General features: G+C 30.8%; 13 protein-coding genes and 2 tRNA genes. 11 read left to right on the plus strand and 4 right to left on the minus strand.

Annotation, left to right across the window (positions count from 1 at the left end):
* Window positions 1-2 precede the first annotated feature (2 nt).
* The gene (locus Q4586_RS08435) at window positions 3-734 is read left to right on the plus strand and encodes a LytR/AlgR family response regulator transcription factor (protein ID WP_303528313.1); all 732 of its coding nucleotides are present in this window, start codon (window positions 3-5) and stop codon (window positions 732-734) included.
* A gap of 6 nt (window positions 735-740) precedes the next feature.
* The gene (locus Q4586_RS08440) at window positions 741-1,256 is read left to right on the plus strand and encodes a gamma carbonic anhydrase family protein (protein ID WP_303528315.1); all 516 of its coding nucleotides are present in this window, start codon (window positions 741-743) and stop codon (window positions 1,254-1,256) included.
* A gap of 169 nt (window positions 1,257-1,425) precedes the next feature.
* Here the strand turns inward: Q4586_RS08440 and Q4586_RS08445 are convergent, their stop codons facing one another.
* Complete coding sequence (locus tag Q4586_RS08445) at window positions 1,426-1,881, minus strand: hypothetical protein (RefSeq protein ID WP_303528317.1); 456 nt, start codon at window positions 1,879-1,881, stop codon at window positions 1,426-1,428.
* 97 nt (window positions 1,882-1,978) lie between these two features.
* Between Q4586_RS08445 and Q4586_RS08450 the strand changes: the two genes are divergently transcribed.
* On the plus strand, window positions 1,979-2,956 hold the full coding sequence (locus tag Q4586_RS08450; RefSeq protein WP_303528319.1) for an endonuclease/exonuclease/phosphatase family protein: 978 nt from the start codon (window positions 1,979-1,981) through the stop codon (window positions 2,954-2,956).
* An 81-nt stretch (window positions 2,957-3,037) separates the two neighbouring features.
* Here the strand turns inward: Q4586_RS08450 and Q4586_RS08455 are convergent.
* Window positions 3,038-3,110: transfer RNA gene (locus tag Q4586_RS08455), tRNA-Phe, on the minus strand.
* A 60-nt stretch (window positions 3,111-3,170) separates the two neighbouring features.
* Window positions 3,171-3,243 (minus strand) — tRNA-Phe (locus Q4586_RS08460).
* Window positions 3,244-3,352: 109 nt separating this feature from the next.
* On the opposite strand from Q4586_RS08460, the gene Q4586_RS08465 reads away from it, so the two are divergent.
* The 7 genes from Q4586_RS08465 (at window position 3,353) to Q4586_RS08495 (ending at window position 10,976) form a co-directional block, all read left to right on the plus strand.
* The gene (locus Q4586_RS08465; protein ID WP_068703170.1) at window positions 3,353-4,084 is read left to right on the plus strand and encodes a type III pantothenate kinase; all 732 of its coding nucleotides are present in this window, start codon (window positions 3,353-3,355) and stop codon (window positions 4,082-4,084) included.
* Window positions 4,077-5,345 carry a BamG family beta-barrel-assembly machinery protein gene (bamG, locus tag Q4586_RS08470; RefSeq protein WP_303528322.1) on the plus strand — a complete coding sequence of 423 codons (1,269 nt, stop codon included), beginning with the start codon at window positions 4,077-4,079 and terminating at the stop codon, window positions 5,343-5,345. The genes Q4586_RS08465 and bamG overlap by 8 nt, the downstream gene beginning before the upstream one ends.
* Window positions 5,346-5,363: 18 nt before the next feature.
* Window positions 5,364-6,674 (plus strand): hypothetical protein, encoded by a 1,311-nt coding sequence (locus Q4586_RS08475; RefSeq protein ID WP_303528325.1) that lies wholly within the window; start codon window positions 5,364-5,366, stop codon window positions 6,672-6,674.
* Window positions 6,675-6,682: 8 nt separating this feature from the next.
* Window positions 6,683-7,249, plus strand: a complete 567-nt coding sequence (lptC, locus tag Q4586_RS08480) for an LPS export ABC transporter periplasmic protein LptC (RefSeq protein ID WP_068703176.1) — start codon at window positions 6,683-6,685, stop codon at window positions 7,247-7,249.
* 5 nt (window positions 7,250-7,254) lie between these two features.
* Window positions 7,255-7,452: a hypothetical protein gene (locus Q4586_RS08485; RefSeq protein WP_271406667.1), complete on the plus strand. Its 198-nt coding sequence runs from the start codon at window positions 7,255-7,257 to the stop codon at window positions 7,450-7,452.
* Window positions 7,452-8,744 carry a hemolysin family protein gene (locus Q4586_RS08490; RefSeq protein WP_303528337.1) on the plus strand — a complete coding sequence of 431 codons (1,293 nt, stop codon included), beginning with the start codon at window positions 7,452-7,454 and terminating at the stop codon, window positions 8,742-8,744. Before Q4586_RS08485 ends, Q4586_RS08490 begins: the two co-directional genes overlap by 1 nt.
* A gap of 111 nt (window positions 8,745-8,855) precedes the next feature.
* On the plus strand, window positions 8,856-10,976 hold the full coding sequence (locus Q4586_RS08495) for a peptidylprolyl isomerase (protein WP_068703180.1): 2,121 nt from the start codon (window positions 8,856-8,858) through the stop codon (window positions 10,974-10,976).
* Window positions 10,977-11,305: 329 nt separating this feature from the next.
* On the opposite strand, the gene lpdA is transcribed toward Q4586_RS08495, so the two are convergent.
* Complete coding sequence (lpdA, locus tag Q4586_RS08500) at window positions 11,306-12,706, minus strand: dihydrolipoyl dehydrogenase (protein ID WP_303528342.1); 1,401 nt, start codon at window positions 12,704-12,706, stop codon at window positions 11,306-11,308.
* A gap of 173 nt (window positions 12,707-12,879) precedes the next feature.
* Here lpdA and Q4586_RS08505 point away from each other — a divergent pair, with 173 nt between their 5' ends.
* On the plus strand, window positions 12,880-14,112 hold the full coding sequence (locus Q4586_RS08505) for a glycosyltransferase (RefSeq protein WP_303528345.1): 1,233 nt from the start codon (window positions 12,880-12,882) through the stop codon (window positions 14,110-14,112).
* Window positions 14,113-14,118: the final 6 nt, after the last annotated feature.

Genomic DNA, 14,118 nt, shown 5'->3' on the forward strand with positions numbered 1-14,118 from the left:
AGATGAAGTTAAAAGCAATCATTATTGAAGATGAAGCCATTGGTAGAGATATTTTGCGAAATTATATAACAAAATATTGTCCTAATATTCAATTATTAGGAGAAGCAGATAATATAAAAGACGGACAAAAATTGATTGAAGAACACGAGTTAGATTTGGTGTTTTTAGATGTAGAAATGCCTTATGGAAATGGATTTGATTTGTTAGAAAAAATAGAAAATCAAACCTTCGAAACCATTTTTGTAACCGCCTACGATCATTATGCAATAGAAGCTTTAAACAATCAAGCAACATATTATTTATTAAAACCTATTTCGATAGATGAATTAATTAAAGCAGTAAATTTGGTTGAAGAAATTAAAACCAAAGAACAAACGTTAGAAAACACGGTTTTAACAACCAAGAGTATTACAAATTTAAATAAAATTACCATTCCACAACAAGACGGATTTGAAGTGGTATCGGTAAAAGACATTCTGTTTTGTAAGGCAGATGATAATTATACCGAAATCTACTTCGAAAACACCAAAAAAGTAGTTAGTAAAACCTTAAAACACTTTGACGATCTTTTAAAAGAAAGTGGTTTTGCACGCGTGCACAAATCGTATTTGGTAAACGTAAACGAAATTGTAAAATATAAAAAAGGTAAGGGTGGAAGCGTGCTTTTATCCAACGGAAAAGAAATAATGGTATCCGCATCAAAAAAAGCAAATTTATTATCATATTTTAAATAAAAACGAATGAAAATTATAAAAGCAGTAAACGGTAAATCTCCTCAAATTCCAGCAGATTGTTACGTAGCAGAAAACGCCACAATTGTAGGCGATGTGCAAATGGGAAAAGAGTGTAGTATTTGGTTTAACGCCGTAATAAGAGGCGATGTACACTATATAAAAATGGGTAATAAAGTAAATATTCAAGATGGTGCTGTAATTCATGCAACTTATCAAAAATCACCTACTACAATTGGTAATAATGTTTCAGTTGGGCACAATGCAATTGTACATGGTTGTACCATTCACGACAATGTTTTAATAGGCATGGGAAGCATAATTATGGACGATTGTATTATAGAATCAAACTCGATAATAGCAGCTGGAGCAGTGGTTTCTAAAAATACAATTGTAAAAAGCGGAAGCGTTTATGCCGGTGTGCCAGCCAAAAAAATTAAAGATGTTTCTAAAGAATTAATTTCAGGTGAAATTGACCGAATTGCTAATAATTACGTAAAATATTCAAGTTGGTTTAAGGAGTAGTATTTGGGCGTTACCTAAAGGTCGGGCTTTACGTTGTATCTTTTTTTCGTGCCTCAAAAAAGGATGCCACTTCAATCCCTAACGCAAAAAGTAACAACGCATAAAAAAGCCCAATTTTGTTTCCAAAAAAGGGCTTTTAATCACAAAACTAATCTACTATCAATCAATATTATTTTTTTTCGTGCGCTTTTTTGCGTTTTCTGTTTTTCATTTTCTTTTTACCTTTTTGAGCTCTTTTTTTGCTTATTTTCTCAAACCTTTCAAATTGTTGTTTGTCTAAGATGCGTTTCATTTCGGTTTTAAAAGCAATTCGGCTATCCAATGCTTTGTTTTTTCTTTCAAAGCGCTCATCAGCAGATAATTTTACTCTTTTTTTACCACTTTCTCTCATAGCTTTTCTTTGCTTATGCATTGTTTTACGCTTTGCAATCTTTTCAGCTAATAATGGTTTTATTTGGTTTTGTTGAGACGTTGTTAAATCTAACTTTAAGGTCATTTTTTTAAGAGCTAACTCTGTTTGTTGTGCAACACTTAATCTTTCTAATTTATTTTTCTTTCCTTTTTGAGCCTGAGTAGTTAAAATAAAACTAAGGGCTACAACTAATACTGCTATTATTTTTTTCATTATTGTATAATTTTAAGGGTTTATTTATATATCTATGACTACGCTTCTTTAAAAAAGTTTAAATTTGAAGGTAATTTTAACATTTTTTTAGATTTTTATGAAAAATATAATAAAGCCTGTAGTAAGGCTGCTTGTTTTGGTAATTATTGCATTTGTAATCTTTTTTTTCTGGGCATCATCACCAACAATAGATGAAAAAGAATATGCCGAGTTGATAGAGAATGAAAATCCAGTAGCCGTAATAAATGATTCAGTATACAGTATTGTAACATATAATGTGGGTTATTTAAGTGGTATGACAAACAATTTACCAGTAGCAAAACCAAGGAAACTTTTTGAAGATAATCAGAAAAAGGTAGAAACGGAACTTAAGAAAGTAAATCCAGATATTGTTGCTTTTCAAGAAATTGATTATAAGGCATCGAGATCTTATGAGGTAGATCAAGAAAAGGAGTTTATGAAATTAGGTTTTAATTATGCTGCAAGAGGTGTAAATTGGGATGAACGATATGTGCCTTTTCCATATTGGCCGCCAAGCATGCATTTCGGAAAAGTAATTTCAGGGCAATCAATCATCAGTAAATATAAATTAAAAGACTATGAGCGCATTGTTTTAGAGCGTGTGCCAGATAATCCTTTTTATAGAGATGCATTGTATTTAGAAAGATTAGCACAAGTGGTAAAAGTTGTTCTAGAAGGAAAAGAAGTGGTGATTATAAATATCCACTTAGAGGCTTTTGATAAACCAACACGAGTGCGTCAGTTCGAATATGTTTTAGAGTTGTTTAAGCAGTATAAGGATAATTATCCAACAATATTATTGGGAGATTTTAATTCAAAGGCAAGAGATAAAGAGGCTGCGGTTCAAAAAATATTTAAAATGAACGGAGTAGGAAACGCTGCTTTTAACGCTGTAAATCCTTCAAATACATTTGATACCAAAAATCCGTTCGAACGAATAGATTACATTTTTTATACAGAAAACACTATTGAATATGTAAATGGTAAAGTACTTAATGATTTTGAGCAAGCGTCCGATCATTTGCCTGTTGAAATGCAATTTAAGTTAAAATAAAATATAAAAGTTCATTATTTAATAGTGAATTTTTATATTTTATTAAACAAAAAACCCGAACAAATGTTCGGGTTTTTTCGGTGGTGCCTCCAGGAATCGAACCAGGGACACAAGGATTTTCAGTCCTTTGCTCTACCAACTGAGCTAAGGCACCGTTAATTGCTTTATTAAAGTAACAAAAATAAAATTCACAATTGCATTGAGAAAATTATAGTGGTGCCTCCAGGAATCGAACCAGGGACACAAGGATTTTCAGTCCTTTGCTCTACCAACTGAGCTAAGGCACCAGTTTGCTACTTTCGTTAAGCGGATGCAAATATACAACCGTTTTTTAATTATACAAAGTATTTTTTTTAAAAAAATGTATTGTAACTTTGAAATTCAATAAATATAAAGATGAATTTAATAGTTGATGTTGGTAATACTAGAGTTAAAGCAGCTGTTTTTGAGTTGAATACGCTTAAGAAAGTTTTTGTTTTTAAGGAGGAAGAAATTGTATTAGAAATAGAAAAAATTATTAAAATTTTTTCTATTTCAGGAGCCATAGTGTCTTCAGTAGCTAATTTATCAGTAAAAACAATAGCTGAAATTACTTATTTGTTAAATCCAATATATTTAAATTCAAAAATAAAAGTTCCGTTTTTAAATAAATACCAAACTCCAGCAACACTTGGTGTAGACAGAATAGCTTTGGCAGCAGCAGCTACTGATAAATATCCTAACAAAAATGTTTTAGTTATTGATGCAGGAACCTGTATTACTTTTGATTTCATAAATAGTGAAAAAGAATATTTAGGAGGAGCCATATCATTAGGAGTAGTTATGAGGTATAAAGCATTACACGACTACACGTCAAAACTTCCATTATTAAAAAAAGAGGAAATTTCTAATTTTATAGGAGCTAACACTAGCAGTTCAATACATTCGGGCGTTGTAAACGGTATATGTAACGAAATAGATGGGGTAATTAGTCAATATCAAAAAAAGTATACAGATTTAACAGTTGTTTTAACAGGAGGAGATACAATTTTCTTGGCTAAACAATTAAAAAGTGGCATATTTGCCCATCCAAATTTTGTTTTGGAAGGATTACATACTGTTTTGACATATAATTTAACGAATGATTAAGAGATTTATATTAGGATTATTAGTGCTTAGCGCAATAACAATATCAGCACAAAGAAACAGTGCATCACCATATTCTTATTTTGGAATTGGAGAAAACTTTGAGGCGGTTACTGTAGAGCAAGCTTCTATGGGAGGTATAGGTGTAGCTTTAAAAGATACATATCACTTAAATTTTACAAATCCAGCTGCAAATGCAGATTTAAGAGTTGCTACATATGCCTTAGGAGGTAGTTTAAGTTTTTTAACACTTAAAGAAGAAAATTCATCGCAATCAGGAAATTCTACAAATTTAAGATATATATCATTTGGATTTCCTATTGGAAAAAAGGCTGGTTTATCTGTCGGATTACAACCTTTCTCATCAGTAGGGTATTCGTCATATGATAATCAAAGTGACACTGAAGCTACTTTATATAGAGGTGAAGGTGGAACAAATAAAATTTACATAGGTTTTGGTACTTCAGTTTTTAAAGGGCTTTCTTTGGGATTAGAGGCAGGATATATATTTGGAAGTTTAGAAAATAGTATACTAAATGAAAGAACAAATGTGTCATTAGTTACAAAGTATGAAGAAAATGTAAACATTAGAGGAGGGCAATTTAAGTTAGGAGCAAAGTTTGAAAAAGAATTGAAGAATAAATTAAACTTATATTCAGGTGCTTCAATTACATTAAATAGTAACTTATCTGCTAAAGGAAATGAAAAAATGTATTCATTATCTTATGTGGGAGCTGGTCAAGAAGCACCTAGAAAAGTATTATTTGATAAACCATTAAATGGTGAGGTTACTATTCCTATGAAAACTGTTTTTGGGTTTGGTTTAGGAAAAACAAACAAATGGTACGTTGGTGTTAATCAACAGTTTCAGAGCGCAATAAGTAGTACTAATAGCCTTTTTTCAAATACAGGAAATTATAAATATGATGATTCGAGTAAGTTTTCTATAGGAGGATATTACATTCCAAAAGTAAATTCAATATCAAGCTATTGGGATCGAGTTACCTATAGAGCTGGTTTACGTTTCGAGAATACAGGCTTGTCAGTTAAAACAGGTAGTAATTATACAGACGTTAATGACTTTGGCATAAATGTTGGTTTAGGTTTACCATTGCCAAGGCAATTATCGAATGTGAATATTGGGTTTGAGTATGGGCAAAAAGGGACAACGAGCAATAACCTTGTAAAAGAAAACTATTTTAATGTTAGATTAAGTTTATCTTTAAATAGCGTTGAATGGTTTAAGAAAAGAAAAATAGACTAATAAAAAACTAATAATAGGATGAAAAAAATTACGTATTTACTAACAGGATTATTTTTGTTTGTAGCCGTAAATGGTGTAAAGGCACAAGCAAGCCAAGAGTGTAATATAAAGTATAACCTTTTTAAAGGAGATACAAATACAGGCAAGTATGAAGCAGCGAAAACTAATTTAGAGTACTTGTTAACTGAGTGCCCGAAATTATCGGTTAATATTTATAAATATGGAGCTAAAGTAGCTAAAAAAACAAAAGACCATGGGTTGGCTAAAAAAGTTTACGAAGCTCGATTAGTTAATTTTCCATCAAAAGGAGTTGCTAAGGCTCATAGTGATTATGCTACGTATTTAATAAAAAATAAATTAGCTACAGACGCTGAGGTTTTTGCTATCTTAAAGAAAGCTTATGATGTTTCGCCTAAAGATATGGGAGTGAAAAATATCTTTAGATATTTTAAAGCTATTGCAGAAGAAAATAAAGATACGAATCCTCAAAAAGTATTTGATACTTATGATGATGTAATGGAATCTGTAGAAGTTAAATTAGAAGACTATAACAAAAAAGTAGCTAAGCTGCAATTAAAAGATTCTATAGGTACTATAGGTGCTAGAGAAAAGAGAAACTTAAAAGCTTATACTATAAATTCAAGTGCTTTAGGTCAAGTTGAAGGAGGTTTAGATGCAATGATCTCTAAAATAGCAACTTGTGAACGATTAATACCAATTTATACAAGAGATTTTGAAGCTAAGAAAACTGATGGGGTCTGGTTAAGAAGAGCAGTTTCTAGAATGTATAATAAAGGTTGTCAAACCGATCCATTATTTGAAAAATTAGCTAATGCTTATGCTGAAACTACACAGTCTGCAGATGCATACAATTTTTTAGCAGGTGTTTTAGCTAAAAATGGAGATAGAAATGGAGCTGCACAAATGAGAAAGAAAGCATTTGATTTAGAAATAGATCCATTTAAAAAAGCAAAATATAAGTTAAGAGAAGCACAAAGTGCTAGAGGGGCAAGAGCAAGAGCTTTAGCTTACCAGGCATTAAAGTATAATCCTAATATGGGTAAAGCATATTTATTTATCGCTAGTTTATATCAAAAAAGCGCCAACTCTTGTGGTAGTGATGAGTTTGAAAAAAGAATGGTATATGTAGCAGCATTAAACAAAGCATTAAAAGCTAAAAAAGTAGATCCAGGATGTGGAGCTAACAGATATATTTCTAGTTATAGAAAGAATATGCCATCAAAAAAATTAGTTTTTCAAAAAGGTGTAGCGTCAGGAAGTACTCATAAAATCGGTTGTTGGATTGGTGAAACTGTTCGTATACCATAACATATTAAATGAAAATATATTTACGACATATATATCAAAGCATTGTTATCATTTTTTTGATAACAATGCTTTTTTCTTGCACAAATTCTAAAAAAGAAGTGAGAGATTTTTTGGCTGATAAAAATATGCCAGTTGGAACAGCTGTAAATATTTATCATATAAAAAAAGACTCAGGTAAAATAACATCTAAAACAAAAGCACCTTTGTTTTATGATTTTTCGAACCGAAAAGAGCACCCGTATAATGAATTTCCTAAAGGAGTAAAAATTGTTACTATTGATAAAAAAGGAAAAGATTCTACAACAATTACAGGGAATTATGCGTTAACCTATAGTAAAACTGGGGTTTCTGAAATAAATGGGAATGTGGTGATTCTAAATCATACAGAAAACTCTAAATTAGAAACCAATCAATTGTTTTGGGACCAAAAAGAACATTATTTTTTTACTGAAGATGGATTTAGGTTAACTACCTTTAAGGATACAATTAATGGGTATGGTTTTGAATCGAAAGAAAATTTAAAAAAATGGATAGCAAAAGACATTACAGGTGATGTTATAACTACTCAACAATAAATATTATGAATACATTTTGGAAATACTTACAGTATGGATATTTAGTTATTGGAGCACTTTTTTTTATAGAAGGAGTTTTAAGATGGAGTACAGATAAAAAAGATGCGCTTATTATGTTTGGTTTTGGTATCTTTATTACCTTAATTTTCTTTTTTAAGCGTCATTTTAGAAGGAAAATTGATAAGAGAAACCAACAACGTTAATGGAACTTGAAATTATTATAATTTTTACTTCAATACTATTTTCAGCTTTTTTTTCAGGAATGGAAATAGCTTTTGTTTCCGCGAATAAGTTACACATAGAGTTAGAAAAAAAAAGAGAAGGCCTACTCCCTAAAATATTAGCAAAGCTTACAGAAAAATCATCCAAGTTCATAACCACAATGTTGGTGGGTAATAATGTTGCCTTAGTAATTTACAGTTACTTTATGGGACAATTATTAATGGGTTGGTTTCAACTCATGTTGCCAACAAATATTGTTTTTGTAAATTACTTACTAAACGATTTAAATTTATTAACGCAAACTATAATATCTACATTATTAATTTTAGTAACGGCAGAGTTTTTACCTAAAACAATTTTTAGAATCTATGCGAATGAAACACTAAAAATTTTTGTAATACCAGCTTATGTTTTTTATATACTTTTTTATGGTGTTACATGGGTAATTACAAAAATATCAGATTTTTTTCTCTATACTTTTTTTAGAATAAAAGAAAATGAAACTAAAACAGAATTTAGTAAAGAAGAATTAGGGAATTATATTTCAGAACAGCTAGATGGAGGAAGTGATGAAGATAAAATTGACTCAGAAATTCAAATTTTTCAAAATGCGCTAGAGTTTCATAAAGTGAAATCAAGAGAAATCATGGTGCCTCGAACTGAAATAATGGCTATTGATATCCATCAATCTGTTGCAGAACTCAAAAAAGTATTTATAAACACAGGTTTGTCTAAAATTTTAGTGTATAAAAATTCTTTAGATGACATTTTAGGTTATGTCAATGCGTTTGAATTGTTTAAGAACCCACGTTCTATCAAATCGATATTATTGCCAGTTGAGTTTGTGCCAGAATCGATGATTATTAATGATGTTTTAAATAATTTAATGAAAAAACGAAAAAGTATTGCCGTGGTTGTTGATGAATACGGAGGTACTTCAGGTATAATAACCGTTGAAGATGTTGTAGAGGAGTTGTTTGGTGAAATTGAAGATGAACATGATAGTCAAGAGTTATTGGAAGAAAAAATTAACGAATCTGAATTTAAGCTTTCTGCTCGCTTAGAGGTAGATTACTTAAATGAAGAATACAGTTTAAATATCCCTAAAGAAGAAGCGTACGAAACTCTAGGAGGGTTTATAATTAATCATACCGAAACAATACCCGAACAAGAGGAGGTTTTAGAAATCGATAGATTTCATATTAAAATATTAAAAGTAAGCGCAACAAAAATTGACGCTCTTTACTTAAAAGTTATCGATAAAGCAGAGTAATAACAACTTATTTCATATAATGTAGATAGCCATTAAAAACAGCTAAAAAAAAGATTGCATTGTTTATTATGAAATTGTATTTTCGCTCACTGTTAATAAAATAAATAACGTATGGCAATTTTATCGAAAATTAGAGAGCGCTCAATGTTCTTAATTCTTGTAATTGGTTTAGCACTTTTCGCTTTTGTATTAGACCCTTCTACAATATCAGATTTTTTTAATGCAAGCAAAGTAAATGAAATAGGTGAAGTAAATGGAGAAGCTATTTCGCGCCAAGAATTTGCTGAAGCTTTAGATGCATATAAAGCGCAAACAGGAAATAGTGTTTCTGAAATGCAAGCTGCTAAAGCTGTTTGGGGTAACTTAATCAGACAAAAAATATACAAAAATCAGTTAGAAGAAGCAGGTATTACTGTTGGTGATGCTGATATAATGAATAAGTTGTATGAAACAGAGTTCATTTTAAATGACCCAAGATTTCAAACATCTAACATTTTTGATAAGAATAAATTTAAAGAATTCTTAGCAACAATTAAAGAAGAAAATGGAGCTGATTGGAAAAATTGGCAAAATTACATGTTTTCATTAAAAAATAGTCTTGAGAAATCTGCATACGATAATTTAGTTGCAGCAGGATTAGGAGCATCTTTAAAAGAAGGTGAAGCACAATATTTAACAGAGAACACAAAAGTGACAGGTAATTATGTATACGTTCCTTATACAACAATTGCCGATAGTTTAGTTACTTTAAAACAAAGTGATGTTAAAAACTATATTAATGAGCATAAACAACAATTTCAGGTTGATGCTTCAAGAGATATTAACTTTGTAAAGTTTGATATAAAAGCAACACCTGAAGATGAAACTGCGATTAAAGAAGCCGTAGCAAAATTAATTGACGATTCTGTTACAAGTGCAAATATCTCAGTTAAAGGGTTAAAAAATACTACAGATTATGCTGAATTTTTATCAGAAAATGACTCAGATTTAACTTTAGATAATAATTACAAGTTTAAAGTACAAGTACCACAAGTAATTGCAGACGATATTTTTAATGGAAAAGAAGGCGATGTTTTTGGACCATATAAAGATGCAGGTCAATTTAAATTGTCAAAAATTACAAAGGTGGTTCAATTACCAGATTCTGCACAAGCAAGTCATATTTTAATTCCGTTTGTAGGTACAGCTAGTGCTGATGCAAGTGTAACTCAAACAGAAGAAGAGGCTAAAAGCACTGCCGATAGTTTGTTAGTAGTATTAAAAGCAAACAAATCTAAATTTGGAGAATTAGTAAAACAATTTTCTTCGGATAAAGGTTCGGTTGAAAAAGAAGGTTTTTATGATTGGTTTGGTTACAACAGAATGGTGCCAGCGTTTAGAGACTTTGTTTTTGAAGGAAAAAAAGGTGATATGGGAGTTGTAAAATCTCAATTCGGATTTCATGTAATAAAAATTGATGATCAAAAAAACTTTCAACCAGTTGTTAAGTTAGCAACATTTGGTCGTAAAATAGAAGCATCAGAAGCAACAGAAAATACAATTTTTCAAAATGCAGAAACATTTGCTTTAGCATTAGCAAACGGCAAAAAATTTACAGAGGTAGCAAAAGAAAGTAATTTAACGGTTTTACCAGCAATAGGGTTAAAATCATTAGATGAAGTAGTGCCAGGTATTGGTAGCGAAAGAGAAATTATAACTTGGTCATTTGATACCGAAGTTAATATTGGAGATGCTAAGCGTTTTGATGTAGATGGAGGATATGTGGTAGTTACTTTAACAGGTAAAACAGAAAAAGGTTTAATGCCAGTTGAAAAAGCAATAGCTCAAGTACGTCCTATTTTAACAAAAGAAAGAAAAGCCAAATTAATTGAAGCTAAAATTAATGGCGCTACCTTAGCTGAAATTGCTAAATCGGTTGCACAAACTGTTAAAAAAGCTACTGATGTTAATTTACAATCACCTACAATTTCAGGTGTTGGTTTTGAACCTAAAGTAGTAGGAGCGATGCTAAATTCTAAAGAAAATACTGTTGTTAAAAACGTTGCAGGTGATAAAGGTTTATTTGCTTTTGAAGTAACTTCTAAAACATTACCAACAGCATTGCCAAATTATGATTCATACAGAAACCGTATTGTAAATCAAAGAAAAAATAAAACTTTTCAAATGTATGAAGCAATTAAAAAAGCTTCTAATATTGAAGATAATATGAGTTCTTTTTACGGAATTCAGTAATCATAAAAAGTTAAAATATAAAAAATCCGAACTCATTGAGTTCGGATTTTTTTGTGCTTTGTTATAAAGGTATCGCTAATTTATTTTTTAGATTTTTTATTCTTTAATTAGCCATCGCTTTACCCAAAGTTTCACCAAGGTCAAAAACATAGCCAGTCATTAACATAATAGCTATAAAAGCGATTAAAACATACCAGTAATTATTTTTTTTAGTTTTCATAACTTTAGTTTTATAGTTTATAACAATTTATTTAATCATAATCATAATAATAAACCAAAAAGCAATCTCATTTGAGATTGCTTTTTAAAATATATTTTAAAGCTTTGTATTAAGCATTTAAAGGTTTTCCGTCCCAAGCAGCTTTTGCAGCTTCTTTAACCGCTTCTGAATAGGTTGGGTGCCCATGACAAATTCTAGCTAAATCTTCCGCAGAAGCTCTAAATTCCATAGCTACAGCAGCTTCCATAATTAAATCGGCAACACGTGCACCAACCATATGTACACCTAATACCTCATCAGTATTTTTATCAGCTAATACTTTTACAAATCCGTCAGTATCTCCACTTGCTCTAGAACGACCTAAAGCACGCATTGAAAATTTACCAGCCTTATATTCAACTCCAGCATCTTTTAACTCTTGTTCTGTTTTACCAACAGCGGCAACTTCTGGCCATGTGTAAACAATACCAGGAATTAAGTTATAATCAATATGAGGTTTTTGTCCTGCTAAAAATTCAGCAACAACAACACCTTCTTCTTCAGCTTTATGAGCTAACATTGCTCCACGAACAACATCACCAATTGCATAAATATTAGCAACATTGGTTTGTAAATGATCGTTTACATCAACCATACCTCTATCGGTAAGCTTTACACCAGCCTTTTCTAAATTTAATCCTTTTGTAAATGCCTTACGACCAACAGAAACTAAACAGTAATCACCATTAAAAGTAACTTCTTCACCTTTTTTATTGGTTGCTTTTACAATAACTTCATCGCCATTTCTTTCAACTGAAGTTACCCCATGATTTACGTTAAACTTCATCCCTTGTTTCTTTAAAACTTTAGTAAGTTCTTTTGAAACATCTTTATCCATTGTTGGTGTAATTGTAGGAGCGTATTCAATTACGGTTACATCAGCGCCTAAACGTTTGTAAACAGAACCTAATTCTAGTCCGATAACTCCACCACCAATTACTAATAAGTGTTTTGGAACTTCTTTAAGTTTTAAAGCTTCGGTAGATGTTATAACACGCTCTTTATCTAAAGATATAAAAGGCAATGTAGATGGTTTAGAACCTGTTGCTATAATAATATTTGTTCCTTCAATTATTTCTGAAGTTCCGTCGTTTTTAGTAACCTTTACATGCGTAGCATCTTCAAAAGAACCTAAACCTTCATGAACAGTAATTGCATTCTTGTCCATTAAATATTTAATTCCACCAGTTGTAGTTTCAACAACTTTTGCTTTACGGTCTACCATTTTTTCGAAATCAAACGTTGGTTTTTCAACCGAAATTCCATGTTCTTCAAAGTGGTTTACAGCATCGTAATAGTGGTGAGAAGAATCTAATAATGCTTTTGAAGGAATACATCCTACATTTAAACAAGTACCTCCTAAAGTTGAATATTTTTCGATAATAGCTACTTTAGATCCTAATTGAGCGGCTCTAATGGCAGCAATATATCCACCAGGACCAGAACCGATAACGATTAAATCGTATTTCATAATTCGTTTTTTATTATTTATGTATATCTGATAAAAATTTAACTTTTACCAGTTTATATTTTGTTTTTCAGAATAATAACTGCAAAATTACACATAAAAGTTGATTTTTTGAAGTATGTTTTCGATTACTTTTTATCAAAAAAAGACATTAATTATTTTAACTTTGAAACCTTATGAAACAGCTATTAATTATTGGGTATGTTTGGGTTGAACCAAAATCATCTGCGGCAGGAAGTAGAATGTTACAATTGATTGAATTGTTTACCAAAAACGGTTATAAAATAACGTTTGCTTCACCAGCTCAGAAAAACGAGAAAGCTATTGAATTATCTGAATTGGGAGTAGAAGAAGTAGCGATTGAGTTAAATAATACGTCGTTTGATGATTTTATCTCTGAATTAAATCCGGATATTGTTTTGTTTGATCGTTTTATGATGGAAGAACAATTTGGTTGGCGTGTTGCAGAAAATTGCCCGAATGCCTTACGGATTTTAGATACTGAAGATTTACATTTTTTACGCAAAACCCGTCATCAGCAATTAAAAAAAGGCGAAGTTTTTTCTACGGATGCTTTATTAAACTCTACAGATGCAAAACGAGAAATCGCAGCAATATTGCGCTGTGATTTGAGTTTAATAATTTCTTCTTATGAAATGAAATTACTGAAAGAGGTTTTTAAAATTGATGAGCGTTTATTATATCATTTGCCTTTCTTATTGGATAAAATTGATAAAAAGGTTATAGAAAAGTGGAAAAATTTTAAAGAGCGTCAACATTTTGTATTCATAGGTAATTTTTTTCATGCACCAAATATTGATGCCGTTTTACAATTAAAACAAATTTGGAAATCAATTCGTAAACAGCTACCAAAAGCAGAAATTCATATATACGGAGCCTACGCAACACAACAAATAAATCAGTTGCATAATAAAAAAGAAGGTTTTTTGGTTAAAGGTTTTGCAGAAGATGCTATAAAAGTTGTGCAAAACGCAAAAGTTGTATTAGCTCCGATACGTTTTGGTGCTGGAATTAAAGGTAAATTAACCGAAGCGATGGTTTGCGGAACTCCATCTGTAACAACATTAATAGGAGCAGAGGGAATGCATGATGGTTTTGGTTGGAATGGTTTTGTAGAAAATGATTTTGAGGTTTTTTCAAACAAAGCAATTGAATTGTTTACTGATGAAAAACTGTGGAAAAAATCACAGTTAAATGGAATAGAAATTATCAATGCTATTTATGATAAAAATAATATTGAACCAATTTTTATAAATCAACTAAAAAAAATCCAAGAAAACTTAATTGAACATCGTCAACAAAATTTTCTTGGAAGTTTATTACAGCATCAAACCTTACAAGCTACAAAATATATGAGCAAATGGATTGAAGCAAAAAATACCGACTAACCTCTT

Source organism: Tenacibaculum soleae, assembly GCF_030549005.1.
Lineage (GTDB): Bacteria > Bacteroidota > Bacteroidia > Flavobacteriales > Flavobacteriaceae > Polaribacter > Polaribacter soleae.